Source organism: Paenibacillus sp. MER 99-2 (genome assembly GCF_023714095.1).
Classification (GTDB): Bacteria; Bacillota; Bacilli; order Paenibacillales; family Paenibacillaceae; genus Paenibacillus.
The window spans coordinates 1539084-1553608 of the sequence record NZ_JAMAUZ010000001.1 but is presented as its reverse complement, the minus strand read 5'-3'; the positions used below and the strand labels follow the sequence as shown (position 1 = coordinate 1553608).

Genomic DNA, 14525 nt, shown 5'->3' with positions numbered 1-14525 from the left:
CACGGTTTACATGGATTCCTGCTGTAGATCTCGATATTCTTCAGGGGTATGACCTACAGATCTTTTGAAAATTTTACTGAAATACGTGTAGTTATGGTAACCTACCTTTTCTGCGATTTCATACACTCTTAGCTCTTTGCTCAAAAGGTAATTCTTCGCATGCTCCATACGAACTCTCGTTAAATATGCGATAAAGTTCTCCCCCTTCTCCTGCTTGAACAATCGACTAAGATATGATGGATTGACATTAATCTGATTCGCTACGCCTTGGAGCGATATATCCTCAGCATAATACTTGTTGATAATCTCTATTGCGACGTCTGCATGAGTATGTTCCTGCATATCCTGGGAATTGTTACTGAAATAATAAGCGATGTGCTCCAGCATATCTTGGTGAATATCCCCCCAACACTCTCCCTTCAGCACAATTTCATAAGGTGATTTCTCTGTAAAATTACGCTTGCCTCTCTCTGTCCCACGAGACAGATGTGAATGTATCGTTTCCATCAGCAAAATATATTGTTTACGTACACTGCTCTCATTCGCTAGTTGAGCCTCCAGATCGGATCGGATTGCATCAAGAAATTTTTTCGCGCTGTTGTAGTCGTTGCTAACCCACAATTTGAGAAAATCTCGTTCCTGCTCCGGGCTTAACATCTCATGTACCTCTTGCCGAGCCGGAGCTTGAAGCACATCATTATAGTGCAGTACCTGGTTGCTTCCCGTGAAGAAACCGTGATGTAGCGCGAATTCAGCTTCTTCACATGCCCTTCTAATGTAACGGAAGTCAGGCCCGATTCTACTTACAGCCGCTGTGAGCGTCAGATTCATAAAATCCTTTACGGAGGATAAAAGTTTAGTACATAACTTGTTCAGATCAGCGTGTATCGAGCCAGTTTCAGGAAGTACATTGACAATAACCCAATATTCAGACGAGCTTTCCACAAAAATCTCTTTCTCCCACTTGGATGGAATAATCTCCTCCATAATATTCAGGAGCGAAAATCGAAGTAGCTTCTCCCCCTTCTCGATATACTTTTTCTTCGCTTTCTCGTAATAATTAACGAAGAACTTGATCACGACCAATTGATCCGATCTGATTCGAAATTGCAGTTCCTCCGCTTTGGCTACGATTTCCTTCTCATTCATGAATCCGCTTACAATATCTTGGAAGAAGCTATCCTTCAAGTGCCTCAAGCTCTTGGAGTAATCAAGTGACAGATTCGGTACGTTGGTTGGGTTGACCTGTTCACTCTGTAGTTTCTCCGCCATGGTGGTTAGTAACTCGATCAGAGCTGTCTCTGTAATCTCGCTCTTGATTAAGTAATCCGCTGCGCCAAGCTTCAATGCTTCTTTTACATAATGAAATTCGTCAAAGTTACTCAGGATGACATACTTACATGTTTTAAGTACGCAAGATGCCTCTTGGATCAGCTTTATCCCATCCATTACAGGCATCTTAATATCCGTAATAATTAGATCAGGCGAAACTTCCAAGGCAAGTTCTAGCGCTTCCTTTCCATTCCCCGCCTCACCAACCACATCAAATCCGAACTCCTCCCAGTTAAGCATGGAACGGATTCCAACTCGCATGAGTAACTCGTCGTCTACGATCATCAGTTTATACATGAGAATCCTCCAATCGGAATGTTACATGGATTACACCATACTACTCTGAAAACAACTGAAAGATGAGTGCCAATCTGTAGCTATTCTACCATTGCTGAGACAACGAGCCTACCTTCTCTTGAACTAAAAAACCTTGGTTGGAAACAACCAAGGCTCTCAAGGCTTTCTATTATCTGTTCATTGAGCTGTTTAGGATGATATCTCATACAAATCCGGAGGTAGCACCTGAACAAAAGGTGACCAATTGTCGAACGTATACAGATGAAGTTCGTGCATTGCCCGTGTACAAGCGGTGTAGAGTAACTTGCGTTCATTTTCCTCACCATACGTTTTTGATGAAGCATCATAGACTAGAACTGCGTCAAATTCGACTCCTTTGGCAAGATAAACGGGAATCACCATCAATCCTTTTTCAAAATGGTTGGTCTCTTTTGTGATAAGCTGCATCGTTTCGTTTCCTTGAGAATGTAACCGGACATAGACTTCACGGCTCTCGGCTGCCGTTTTGGTGATGATCGCGATAGATTCATACCCTTGATCTCGAAGTGTAGCAATGTCTACCAGCATCTTAGTGTCACGTTCCTCTCTACTAACTAACCTGGTCAAACGAGGTTTCGAGCCTTTGCGGTCAAATGGTATAATCTCCTCACCACCTGGTAGCATCGCTTTGGTGAATTCAACAATTTCTCTAGTTGAGCGATAGCTACGCAAAAGGCAAAACAGACTTGTGTCCGTTTCTCCAAAAAGGCGAATCAGCGGCGAATGATCCCCAACCAGGCTCGTAGATTGCATGAAGATGGCTTGCCCAAAATCACCGAGCACCGTCATGCGAGCACGAGGAAACAGTTTTTTCAAATATTCATATTGAAACGCCGAATAATCCTGACCCTCATCGACAAAAACATATCGAATGTCCGTGTTCGTCCGAACACCTTCAATCAACTCTTTGACATATAAATACGGTGTTACATCCTCATAAAACAACTTGCTTAGATCCAACATTTCCTTCGTTCCCGTACAGATTTCTGACCATAATGTAGGAACAGAGGCTCCATTCGTTCTATCTTTGTATGCTGTTTCGTCGACAAACAGTTGACCGTATATCGCTTGGAGATTGACAAAAGAGAAGTTTTTCACACTTTTCCTCAGCGGTTTAAAGTATGCTTTGACAATCTTCTGACGGAGCAGTTCTTCCTCTCGCTGCGTGAAATCAAAGTCTCCTTCATCCCCACGTCGCTTGCTTTTGCCATCTCTAAGAATGGCTGCATAACGCTCTGCAACGTCGAATATCTCTTTTTCCTTATGCAGCATCCCGAATGCTTCAACGTATTGCTCCGTATCCAGATAATTCAATTCTTCCTGCACCCAGTAAGCTTCCCGTTCCGCGCGTTCCAGCGAAGCCAGTTCATTTAGTAACCACTCCTGCAAGAGAGCAACCCGATTGATCAGAGGCAAGGTATGATCATATCCGTAAAATTGCTCCTTCATCTGTTCTGCTGTAATCAGATCACGTTCCTGTATCCGAATCCCATGGAACTGCATGCCTTCACGTCCCAACCATAATCCATAGTTCTGAAGAGCTTGAAGAAAAGATTCGGATGTTTTATATTCAATTCCCTGTAGACGTGCCTTGTAGCCTGGTGTACTTTGCTCCGTTAGAACATATTCAATCTGATCAAAGGCATCCTCTGATCGTAGTGTGGAATCCAGCCAATAGTCGAGATATTCTTGAAAGGTTGTCTGCTGCATATTCTCCTCACCAAGCTCAGGAAGAACCGTGGAAATATAACTGGCAAACATCGGATTAGGTGAAAAAAGCACGATCTGATCCGCCTTTATTGTCTGGCGGTGCTTGTATAGTAAGTACGCTACTCGCTGCAAAGCTGCTGAAGTTTTACCACTGCCGGCAGCCCCCTGCACAATTAACATTCGACTTGTATCATTTCGAATAATGGCGTTTTGTTCTTTCTGTATTGTTGCTACAATGCTCTTCATTTGCGAGTCTGCACCAGAGCCGAGCACATGCTGTAGCAAGTCGTCTCCAATGGTTTCATTGGCATCAAACATGTTATTTATTGTTCCATGTTGAATCTGAAACTGCCTTTTAAGTTCCATCGTACCGTCTATTGTTCCAGATGGTGTAATGTATGAAGCTACGCCGGGGGAAGCGTCATAATAGAGGCTAGCTATGGGCGTACGCCAGTCATAGATCAGAAAGCTCAAGCCGTCCTGATCGACAAAGGAAGATACACCGATGTAGATGTTCTCGCTGAAGCTAAGTCCCTTCTCCCGAAAGTCAATTCGTCCAAAATACGGAGATGGAAGCAGACGCTTTAAGTTTTTCCACTGCTGCATCAATCGCTGATGACCACGCTCTCGTTCAGCCAATACTGCGGACTGTTGGTTAATGGTGTAGAATGACTCTTCAAAATCTTCATTGGTACCTGTGTTCATCGTAACTTCTTCCCAGAACCGCTTGCGGATATCCGTCGCCTGATCATGTAATCCGGCAACTTCCGGCTCCAACTCAGAGATCCTATCCTGCAATTTGTTTCTGACTAACACCAGTCGTTCCTGTTCTTGTTGCCAATTATTATTCGTTTCCATCATTCCTTAACCACCCTTTTCCCATTTTTTAGTCCAAAAAAGAGCATTGACAAATCCAAATGCCAGAGGTATACTAAGATTATAGATAATAAATAATATGATTCGTTTATAAATTTATCAAACGCGCTTTTGATTATATCACAGCGTTTTTTTACGTTCAATTTATTTTTTTCTTGTGAAAATCTCACTTTAATAAAATACCATAACAAAGAAGAGGCTCCTTGAATGATCACAGGAGCCTCTTCTTTTATGTTCCATACGCAAATAGTTCGCCTTATTGCTCAGCTCTACCAATGATGACTCTTGTGCCATAACCCTCATTAGATACAAATTCCGCTTTTAGATTCATTTTGTTCAACATATAATTTGCAGTGGATACACCAATACCCGCTCCCCCCTCATGTGAAGAGTTAGCCATACCCGGGCCTCTGTCAGCTACAAAGATTTGTTCTTGATCTACATTAACCACAATGTGCGCATATTTTCCCTCTGCAGCATGGCGCAGAATATTCTGAAACAAATTATCCAGAACCCGTGACATCCACTTCGGATCTGCATCCCAATAAAAAGTTTGCTCCGTCGGTAAATCAACATTAAGCTGAATCTCATTTTCTTCAAATGCAGGATACCATGCAGCAACAGACGCTCTGACTAAACGTACAATATCTGTTGAAGCGGGCTCAAAAGGATATTTCTCTGAAGTTAGCAACGTGTAGGAAAGCAAATCATCCATAAGTACGCCAACTCTTGTAATCGTCTGATTCATCTCTGTTAACGACTGTTGCCCTTCTTTAGTTATGGATTCTTTATTTAATCTAGTGACATGTCCTCTCAAAATCGTCAGGGGTGTACGTAAATCGTGAGATAAATTGGCAATGAGTCTTTGACGTAATAACTGCTCTTCATATTCTCGCTTACGACTTTCTTCAAGCTGCTCAATCATCCAATTAAAAGAACTTCCTAGCTGGTCTATTTCATCCATACGATCTAGTTGAACAGATATCGGTTTAGGGAATGAATTATGATTCGCTGCATATGACATAAGTTCCTGTAAGCGGGTGAGACGTTTGCGAAGTCGCAAGAAGAACAGCCACGAAATGGCAACAAATGCGACAATAATGAAACCAAAAATAAAGAGCATTGCGAACATTGGATTTAGAGTATTAAACTCCTCACCATCGATAGATAAGTTAAAGAACATAGAGAAGAATAACAGCAGCATGGGAGGCAAAAAAATAAAGAGAAAATGTCCTCTTAGGTAATGGCGAAATAATGATCTATTCTGTTTCATTGTTTCACCCGGTAGCCTATCCCCTTCAGCGTTTCAATAATCTCTGGGGAATCTGGATTACGTTCCAACTTTTGACGTAGTCGACGGATATGTACCATTAGTGTTTTATCACCTGTTATGTATGCTTCTTGCCATACTGCTTCATAGATTTGTTCTTTTGGTAACACCTGATTGGGATGGCGTAAGAAATACATTAAAATTTGATGTTGCCTTCCTGTCAGTATAATTTCTTCCCCCGTGTCTTTATTAAATACCATTTGGCCTGCTGAATCGACTTCAATATGATGACCTAATTGAATCCGTTCGGAATGCGTTCTCCCGCCTCGACGGATTAACACTTCTAATCTTGCAACTAATTCATCCGTATGGAATGGCTTAGTCAAATAGTCATCCGCAAATTGCAAACCATCTACCTTATCATCGATCGATGTTCGAGCGGATAATAGCATAATAGGAACCGTAGGTGCTGCCTTTTTTAATCGTTTTCCCACAGTAAATCCATCTAAACCAGGTAACATGATATCTAAAAGAACAACTTCATGCTGACTCACTGCTTCTTCAGCTCCTTCACCAGAAAGAAGCCACTGAACCGCAAAATCTCGCTGTTCCAACTCTTCCTTTACCCAACTGCCTATTTTCTCATTATCTTCAATATATAATATGCTTCTATTCTTCAAGTAACATTCCTCTCTCTCTACTTGGTGTCTACTTAATACAGATTAACATATTCCCGACATTTATTAGAATTTGTTTCCACCCATTAGCAGCTTCATTCTTTTCTCCAAAGCCCTCCTGAACAAGGTACGAATCCGCAATCTGAATAAAATGAATGATGTTTAGCATCGTACGTTAACGTTACGATCTCAATTCCAATTCGTTCCGCTTCCTGGAGTAACCCTGTCACTAACGCTTGGCCGATACCCATTCGTTGATATTGCGGGTGAACAATGATATCTTCCATATAACCATGTTGCAGTCCCATGCCTGAAATATAACCAAAAGCGATTAACTCATCCTGTTCTCCTCGTAGACCTGCCCAAAAATTGCAACGCTCTAATAAAATGGGGTAATCAGAATGACGCCCCTCCCAACCTACTAATTCTCTTAGCGCTGGGACTTCGTTAGGCTTGATGGGTAAATTAACAACGATTTCTTTACGCAATACTTCCCCTCCTTAAACGTTGAATCTCAAGAGTTAAGTTGTTAACCTTCGTCTGAATGAGCTGCCCAATTCTTAAAACCATCTAGTATTTCTCTTAAATTCATTGCTCCTCCTGCACCGTGAAATATTCCATCTCTCACAATACAATAAAACCAATCTTCTTCATTTCTCTCTTCTTCAATTTCATCAAAAGGTACATCTTCTAAATAAGTATCCGTTAAATCTATTTCAACAGACCAGCCCGGATTATCCACTGTTTCGATTTTCACACCATATGAGTGTTCCCAGTCCCCGTTGCAGTGTTGAGCGTACCACTTTTGAATCCATGTAAGTGTATCCATTATCATTACCTCTTTTTCGGAATTCGTACTATCTCACCATTCTAACTTTTCGGATCATGATTTACCATTAAGCTCATATATTTTCACCGATGTTATATGATCATGCCAACATGTAGACAGAGAGTATATTCATTACAATTCATATGGATAAATATACTTTTTATAAAGTACCGATCTCGGGAATTATCTCATTTCGCATGGATAAATGTGTTAATAAGAAAGAATAAGAAAAACCGTTGATCTCCTGAGATAAGACCAACGGTTTTTTGACAGGTTTCATTTTACTTATCAGCAAGATACCCAAGTTGATAAGCATACAGCGGACTAGAAGATGCAATCTTCATAAATGTAACATCTGGTAAACTACCGTCCGGTTTCCTAGGTGCAGATAGCTGAGACGTATCCAGACTGACAAAATCATCTGCTGTGAGCTCAATCCCCCCGTTAATCGACCAAGAATTATGGGTTACATTCTCCGCGGCATGATTGTCGTTAACAATCGCCTGCCCCATAAACGCGATGTTATGATGCAGTACCTCTCTATATCCCGGAATATCCGCTGTATCTGTCGGACTAACACGTTCCAACATATCAAAATTGGCTCTACTGTTATTGTATGCTGTATTGTTCGTCCAAATAGCCGATTGACCAGGCTGATGGTTCGCGTAAAAACCATTTGCCCCATTATTAACAGCGAGAGAAAATTTCACAGTATGAACTGGCAACGGATCTGGCAAACCGCTGGTTTTTCTAGCGTAGCCACCAACTTTGAAACCGTTCTTGTCTCCGATCTTGTTCTGGTTGCCCCGGTGGTCAAATGACCAGCAGTGATCATAGGTAACACTTCCTTTTGAACTAATGCTGTCAAACCCATCATCACTATTGTTCCAAGCACGGGAATTAATGAAAGAAACATTTCCTCCGTGAGCACCAAACCCATCTATGTTTCCAGCCGATAGCGGAGTTGGCCCGATGTTGTTATATGCGTCTGAATTCAGTACCGTACCTGTCCCATACCCTGTATAATAAAAGCCAATCGCTTCATTATCATAGGCAGCCATGTTTATAAAATCAGCTTGTCCTCTAATCTGGAAGGCTTCCGATTGTGCTTGTTCTCCGACCTTGACGCCGATAACATCAAAGCCTTTGAATGTGATGCCCGTAGTGCTATTACCAACATAAAAAGCTGCTACGCGCAAATCCGTGGGTACATGTCTAAAATCAAATATAGGTCTCTCCCCAGGGTATGCCTCATAGGTTATCCCGCTTTTCGAGATGTCATGGACGTAATTATAATTGCTCCCTGTTCTCGCAATGTCAAACTCATCATATACCCCACCTCGGATGTACACTGTATCCCCAGATGAGACGACAGATTGTGCCCTCATAATACTCTTAAAAGGTTCACGTTCAGTTCCCGGATTGGCATCACTACCCGTAGGAGAGACATAATACGTACTCACCGCTCCATCAGCATAAACAGATAGAGTCATACATAGCGCTGCAAATATACAACTAATTAATAATAAACGAATACCTTTTTTCACTTTACATTCTCCTCACAATATTCAATTATGTATTTAGAGTTGTCTTCTCGCCCTTCCTATCCACGTTCAATAAAAAGGGTGACTCCCATACCTCCCTCATCCCGTTTGGCAACTCCAATATTATATCGTGATTAACAGGAAGCTTATTAATAGGTGTATTTTCCCTATTTAGTTTGTATTTAACATGATTATATTGTTATATATGGAGCATAGATAGCATTGTTACGTAAAAGGTACATACTATAGCAGGACTATTTTCATATCATCGACTGAGTCTTAGGGACTTCATTCACTCAATCATGTATATAACTTATAAATAGATCACACATGTTCTGCAAGTTAACCAAAAAGACCGTTCCATATTGGAACGCCCTTAACACTTGTTTTGTACGTCTACGTTTTCTAATCATGATCAGGTAAATTCAGTTTTGGATGTTCACTCTCTAATCTCACATTTCTACTAATCGTTATCTAAAAACTCGAAATACCCTGGTGCTCCAATCGAGACAGTCGTAAAATGGAAATACCTCTTCTCAAGCTCCTGATTATCTTCACTCATCTCCAGAAACTCCGGATCTCTCAAGATGTCATCATTCATAATTCCTTCTCGCCAGAAGCTCAGTTCCAATGCTCGAATTGCAAAGGAAAATCCTGTCTTTGGATCATGATCTCCGACCGTGGGATAATCTTCCCTAAGGGAATAAATCAACGCCTCAGCTTTCGCCTTGAATACATCCACACCCTGAAACAAGCAAGGAACGTGAAACTCTCCCGAATACTGTGGATTGATCAGTTGAATAAATTTCACTCGACCATCGGCATCATATTCGAAATGTTCACGGATAAATAACATCTCGATATAGCTTGGATTCATGGGAATGCCATCATCTGCTCTCCAATGATCCAATTCCTGAAATTTCTGCTCTACCTCTTCCCTACTCATTCCTAGTCGAAAAGGACCGATCCCAACAAGCGGCGTTATTGTGATTTCGTTCATTTGCAAACTCCTTGTTATGAACCTATTTGTATCTAGTCAAGGTCTAATGCTTCTCTACCGCTGCAAATTCAAATTGCTGCACTTGGAAAAACAGAGACTTCCTTCTCAAGCGCTTGACTCAAAGCCCGAACGACAATCTCATGGTCTCTACCTTCGTGCAGTCCACTTAGCGCAAGCGTTGCGACCCACTCATTGTGTACCCGGATTGGGAACGCTCCACCAGAAGGAATATAATGGGGAATATTCTCCATCTCTGTATTCCACTTATTGTTCAAGACATGGTCAACATGCATCCACAAACTTGAGTGCCCAACTAACTTAGCCGCTCTGCGTTTGCCTTCCATATAACTAATATTCTTCTGAGCTTTGCTATCCATCATATATTGGAACAATACAAGCTCATCACTCTCTCTGATGATGGATACAGCAATTTCACGATCATATTCCTTCGCAAGTTCTGCAATAATATTCCCTAGCTTTAATGCTTCCGCAGCTCCGAAGTGATTATATTGAAGAATTTCTTCTTGTTCTTTCAAAACGTCTAAGCATTCTGGAGTGTACGTTAGACCAGCACGGATCGTATCAAGAATCTCAGCACAACGCAGGGAAGCAGTCAGTGACATGATGTCGCTCTCCGTCTGTCCATTCTTAAGACATTCTACGAAATGATGAATCTCACTGTAGAAATCATCAAACTCATATGGGATTTCAACCTTTTCCAGTTCATATCCATCCCGAAGAACAAACATTCTCACAGGCCGATGGAGATCCTCGACAATAATACTGCCACGTTCTCCCTGTAACACTACTTTCCGTTCCTTTTGACGATCAAATGCACACTCTAATTGTGCTTTCACATGACCCACATGCAGCTTGGCATCAATATAATAATCAATGGAAGCTTTCTGAGATGCTGCCACAGTTTCAAGTTTAATGTTGCCGTTCGAGAAGTCCTCAATCCAACTCGCACAATACGTACCTACATCTAACAATGAACCTCCAGGCCCTGGTTGAACATGATACGTGTTCATTCCATCAGGCATTTGGTTGCATAAGCTCGCTTGTATAGAAGTGATCGCTCCTATTTCACCCGCTTCTACTCTACGCCGCAGATCTATGTATAGTGGCACGAAGCGTTGTTTCATAGCTTCCATAAAGAGAACGTTTTTGCTTCTAGCCACTTCTACGATATCTTGCATTTCTTTCAGATTCAACGATGCAGGCTTTTCACACAACACAGCCTTTCCTGCATGCAACGCCTTAATTGCCCATTCATGGTGCAAGTGATGAGGTAATGCGAGATAGATCGCATCCACATTAGGGTCTAACAACATCTCATCATGTGATACATACTGTCGATCTGTTGCGTACTTATCTGCAAAATCTTTTAACTTCGATTCACTGCGACCACTAATAGCATATAATTTACTGCTAGGTTCGTGTTGTAGTGCAGTGGCAAAACGAGTTGCGATATACCCTGCACCGAGAATTCCTCATCTTATCATCTGTAATCCCCCAATAATGTATATTTCATTCTTTGGTGTACGTTCAGTTTAATAAAGAATATAAGAATTGCACCTGCAAAAGCAAGCATAGAAGAACTTGATTCCACTAGAGTATCATTCGAAATAGTTTTCTCTAAACGAACTACTTAGATAAATCATTACTATATTCGCCGAGTTAAGTTGGTAAATTGTTCATATAGAAAAAATACCAATGGTCATGGTAATATCGCTACTTGTGCATACATAACAACTGGGGGTCAATTTTATGAAGAAAAGATATACTAAACTCATCATTTGGGTTGCCGCTATACTGTCAATTGCCACAATTGTAGTACTCATTAATAATTATAACAACAATAAAAACCTTGAGATCAATTCACGGTATTATCAAGGTCTGGTTTCGAGAGTACAGAAGTTGGATCAGACACTGGATAAGATTAAAGAGTCAGAGGCAAACGGTAATGCTGTGATAGAATTTGATGTGCTTCTTGATATTAATTTTGTAAACGACCACTTTACTCGCATAAAAGAACAAACAAATGGCTTTCCAAATCTAGATACGTTACGAAATGATTTTACAATATTCAGAGATGAATATGGCTATATTGTGAGAGACCAGTTAGAAAGTAATCAACAAGATGCTGAGACACAATTAAAAGTAGCCCATCAGATCAAGCTTTTTCTAGACGAATTACCTAAAGAATACGAGGATTCTACGCCATTTTCGGATCAATTCAATGCAGCAGCTCAGCATATCAAACCACTAACCCATCTTAACTTTTGATCATCATCCGTTCCCATCGTTTATAGGTTATATCGAATGACTGCTTTGTAGGATGAGGTTATCCATGATTTAAGCCGCGACTTGCGGCTTTTTTCTTATTTTTATTCACTTTACGAATCGTTTATAGTCCTGTTCATACGTTGCTTGGCTCTCTTCATATGTAGGAACATTGATGAACTCCACCTTTATTATTTCTTCTTGCAAAAAATCAGAAGTGAGTCTTCGAGTTATATCTTTAATACTTGTTACATCCCAGTAGGCAGAACGTTTGGACATGACATTTATGTATATGGGTTTGTGGCCTTTTTCATTAAAAGGTGCAAAATGATTTACTTGATCTGCCAGATCCTCCTCATCTCGCGGGTATATGTAGCTATAAACGACATCATGCTGATTTTCAAGAAACGCTTCAATTTCTTCGCAGAACTCTCGGTCTTCTACTCGATCAAGTTCATTGGTTAAAAGGTGCACCAGACATGGCTCTGTCAACAAATCAAAATGTCCTAGAAAATGATTCTTATCTTTATCCAAATAGAGTGTAATTTCATCGTTGCGGCTATGGTTACAGAATCCGTATACCCCATACCAAAAATTCCAATGTCGGACTTCCACATATATTGTTTCCAATGCTGTTCACTAGTCTCCTCTTGTTCAACTCGTACGATCATTGTATATAATAACACATGTTCCTTTTTCATCTGACGATCAGGTTCATGCCATTAGAAAAAGCCGCTCAATTCAGCGGCGTTCAATCCTAATGCGTACTAAGATACCTTTCTAACAGCAAACCACAGCTCTACAAAGTTCAAACCATCTCTTTCACCCGTAATTTCGAACTCCAATCCTTCCACTTGTTCATAGCCTGTAGTAGGAAGCCACTCCGAGTAGAATCGTTTGTATAAGGTTTCAATCGTTTCATTAAATTGATCCCATGTAAATAGATCGGATGAGAAAATCGCCCAGGTATGAGCTGGAATCATCACGCTGGTGTATCCATCCGTTTTACTTGTTTCATTTTTGAAGGCACATAACATGTATGGAAAGGTGTCTTCTCCAGTTTTTTTGTAGCTACAGACAGCATGTACTTTGTGGTATTGCTCATTCAAGAAATGAGGCTGATCACCGGCATTTGCTGCGAGTCGCTTAACCTCCCCATGTTCATGACTTTGCTTCCATAGGTTAGCTGGGGTGTCTACCCCGTTTACTTGAAATACCTTCTCCATTCCGAATATTAGAAAAGCCTCTTTGGTTTCGATACGATAGTTCATAGCCGTCTCCCCTTTAATTGAAATGAGGAAGGATAACCGCGGATAGGCCTTGAGGGCCGTTCCTTCTTCACGAGCCATTGCCGGATTAACACCATGCAGCGATTGGAACGCCCTCGCGAATGAAACCGGTGATTCGTATCCATATTTCAGGGCAATATCTACAACTTTTATTTTGCTATTTTGCAAATCAATTGCAGCAAGTGTAAGCCGTCTTCTTCTGATATATTCTGCTAGTGATACATTGGTAATGAATGAGAACATCCGCTGAAACTGATGCGAAGAACAACAAGCCTGCTTAGCGACTTCCTTCAGTTCAATCTCGCCGCTCAAATTAACTTCAATGTAGTCCAATGCCCGATTCATCCTCATAAGCCAATCCATCTGATCCCTCCTCTTATTCAAAGTATAGGTGTACCCACGTTTCGTATCGCAACCATCTGTGTACAAAAAAGTTTCATCACTTAAACGTATCCGCCATATTCGCTTGTTCAACATGTTTCCAATTGGTATTATGCATCATCTCGGCAGCCTCTCCTTGAAATGCCTTCATCGCTTCCTGATCATTGAGCAGACGATAGCTCATCCAAGCCGTCAGATAACCTCTGTGATTGCCACCATTCCTTTCAATCGCTGTATGCGCTGCGCCTTTGGCCATTCCCATCATTACAGCTGTGCTGCTGTCCGTATGTTGTAGAGCCAATTGATTCGTGGATACAGGTGAGATTAGAAAATCTCGTGTACCGCCCATGATGAAGAAAGGAACCGTAATCCGCGATGTGTCGTATACATCTTCTGGATCACAATGCTTCAAGTCTGGAAGAGCGATAGATACAATCGTCTTGATCAGTGAACCACTTGTATAGTTGGTATGCGCATTAATAACTCCCGTAGAACCTTGCGAATGTCCAGCCACACCTATTTGTTCTTTTTGTATTTTCTCGTAAAAGATACTGCCCGATCGTTCGTTCTCCTCTGTTAAATAATCAATCGCTTCCACGATCTCTTGGCCTGTTCCTGTCGTCATGCTATAGGAGTCGATAACTACAAATCCCCAGCTAGCAAGATGCTTCAAGAGCCCATCATAACGATCTGGATTAGCACCTGTTCCATTCCCCCAAGAGATTACAGGATAGGCTTCATCTCCTTGGAATTCGGGATAGTAGATTCGATATGCAGGCTCTCCCAGTGCATTTTTCACTTCTTCTATCTTTACAAGATGACCCCCCTGCTGCGCATAATGCTGCTCAATGCTGCCTTCTGCAAGCTCCGGTACATTGGAGTGGATAATGATCTGCAAGAAAATGGTTACTGGAACAGCAATAATTAGAACAATAGCTAACAACCAGGCCATCCATTTTCGCTTTCTCTGAACTAGGTACGATTGGATCATGAAT

Annotated in this window: 13 protein-coding genes; 1 reads left to right on the top strand and 12 read right to left on the bottom strand. The window is 41.3% G+C overall.

The window, feature by feature from the left end:
• Positions 1-6: 6 nt before the first annotated feature.
• From M3636_RS07010 to M3636_RS29715, 9 genes are all read right to left on the bottom strand, one after another.
• Positions 7-1629, bottom strand: coding sequence for a response regulator transcription factor (locus M3636_RS07010; RefSeq protein ID WP_251381761.1), 1623 nt, complete (start codon positions 1627-1629; stop codon positions 7-9).
• Positions 1630-1818: 189 nt separating this feature from the next.
• Positions 1819-4236: an RNA polymerase recycling motor HelD gene (gene helD / locus M3636_RS07005; RefSeq protein ID WP_251382498.1), complete on the bottom strand. Its 2418-nt coding sequence runs from the start codon at positions 4234-4236 to the stop codon at positions 1819-1821.
• 274 nt (positions 4237-4510) lie between these two features.
• On the bottom strand, positions 4511-5527 hold the full coding sequence (locus M3636_RS07000; protein WP_251381759.1) for a sensor histidine kinase: 1017 nt from the start codon (positions 5525-5527) through the stop codon (positions 4511-4513).
• On the bottom strand, positions 5524-6204 hold the full coding sequence (locus M3636_RS06995; RefSeq protein WP_251381756.1) for a response regulator transcription factor: 681 nt from the start codon (positions 6202-6204) through the stop codon (positions 5524-5526). Before M3636_RS06995 ends, M3636_RS07000 begins: the two co-directional genes overlap by 4 nt.
• Before the next feature lie 92 nt (positions 6205-6296).
• Complete coding sequence (locus tag M3636_RS06990; RefSeq protein ID WP_251381755.1) at positions 6297-6689, bottom strand: GNAT family N-acetyltransferase; 393 nt, start codon at positions 6687-6689, stop codon at positions 6297-6299.
• 41 nt (positions 6690-6730) lie between these two features.
• On the bottom strand, positions 6731-7030 hold the full coding sequence (locus M3636_RS06985) for an immunity 53 family protein (protein ID WP_251381753.1): 300 nt from the start codon (positions 7028-7030) through the stop codon (positions 6731-6733).
• 281 nt (positions 7031-7311) lie between these two features.
• Entirely contained in the window at positions 7312-8577 is a 1266-nt protein-coding gene (locus M3636_RS06980; protein ID WP_222124442.1) for a right-handed parallel beta-helix repeat-containing protein, read from the bottom strand.
• 460 nt (positions 8578-9037) lie between these two features.
• A complete protein-coding gene (locus tag M3636_RS06975; RefSeq protein ID WP_251381751.1) occupies positions 9038-9574 on the bottom strand; it encodes a hypothetical protein in 537 nt (178 codons plus the stop codon).
• Positions 9575-9642: 68 nt separating this feature from the next.
• On the bottom strand, positions 9643-11064 hold the full coding sequence (locus tag M3636_RS29715) for a Gfo/Idh/MocA family oxidoreductase (protein WP_353056286.1): 1422 nt from the start codon (positions 11062-11064) through the stop codon (positions 9643-9645).
• A gap of 280 nt (positions 11065-11344) precedes the next feature.
• On the opposite strand from M3636_RS29715, the gene M3636_RS06965 reads away from it, so the two are divergent.
• Entirely contained in the window at positions 11345-11863 is a 519-nt protein-coding gene (locus M3636_RS06965; protein ID WP_251381749.1) for a hypothetical protein, read from the top strand.
• 105 nt (positions 11864-11968) lie between these two features.
• Here M3636_RS06965 and M3636_RS06960 read toward each other — a convergent pair whose 3' ends face one another.
• The 3 genes from M3636_RS06960 to M3636_RS06950 form a co-directional block, all read right to left on the bottom strand.
• Complete coding sequence (locus M3636_RS06960; RefSeq protein ID WP_145407611.1) at positions 11969-12490, bottom strand: hypothetical protein; 522 nt, start codon at positions 12488-12490, stop codon at positions 11969-11971.
• 137 nt (positions 12491-12627) lie between these two features.
• The gene (locus M3636_RS06955; protein ID WP_145407610.1) at positions 12628-13512 is read right to left on the bottom strand and encodes an AraC family transcriptional regulator; all 885 of its coding nucleotides are present in this window, start codon (positions 13510-13512) and stop codon (positions 12628-12630) included.
• Between the two features lie 76 nt (positions 13513-13588).
• The gene (locus M3636_RS06950) at positions 13589-14521 is read right to left on the bottom strand and encodes a poly(ethylene terephthalate) hydrolase family protein (protein WP_251381747.1); all 933 of its coding nucleotides are present in this window, start codon (positions 14519-14521) and stop codon (positions 13589-13591) included.
• Positions 14522-14525 lie beyond the last annotated feature (4 nt).

What these genes read in the sequence shown, in the direction of transcription:
- M3636_RS07010 (WP_251381761.1), bottom strand. Translation starts at nt 1,629, where the DNA reads ATGTATAAACTGATGATCGTAGACGACGAGTTACTCATGCGAGTTGGA.
- helD (WP_251382498.1), bottom strand. Translation starts at nt 4,236, where the DNA reads ATGGAAACGAATAATAATTGGCAACAAGAACAGGAACGACTGGTGTTA.
- M3636_RS07000 (WP_251381759.1), bottom strand. Translation starts at nt 5,527, where the DNA reads ATGAAACAGAATAGATCATTATTTCGCCATTACCTAAGAGGACATTTT.
- M3636_RS06985 (WP_251381753.1), bottom strand. Translation starts at nt 7,030, where the DNA reads ATGGATACACTTACATGGATTCAAAAGTGGTACGCTCAACACTGCAAC.
- M3636_RS06975 (WP_251381751.1), bottom strand. Translation starts at nt 9,574, where the DNA reads ATGAACGAAATCACAATAACGCCGCTTGTTGGGATCGGTCCTTTTCGA.
- M3636_RS06965 (WP_251381749.1), top strand. Translation starts at nt 11,345, where the DNA reads ATGAAGAAAAGATATACTAAACTCATCATTTGGGTTGCCGCTATACTG.
- M3636_RS06955 (WP_145407610.1), bottom strand. Translation starts at nt 13,512, where the DNA reads ATGGATTGGCTTATGAGGATGAATCGGGCATTGGACTACATTGAAGTT.
- M3636_RS06950 (WP_251381747.1), bottom strand. Translation starts at nt 14,521, where the DNA reads ATGATCCAATCGTACCTAGTTCAGAGAAAGCGAAAATGGATGGCCTGG.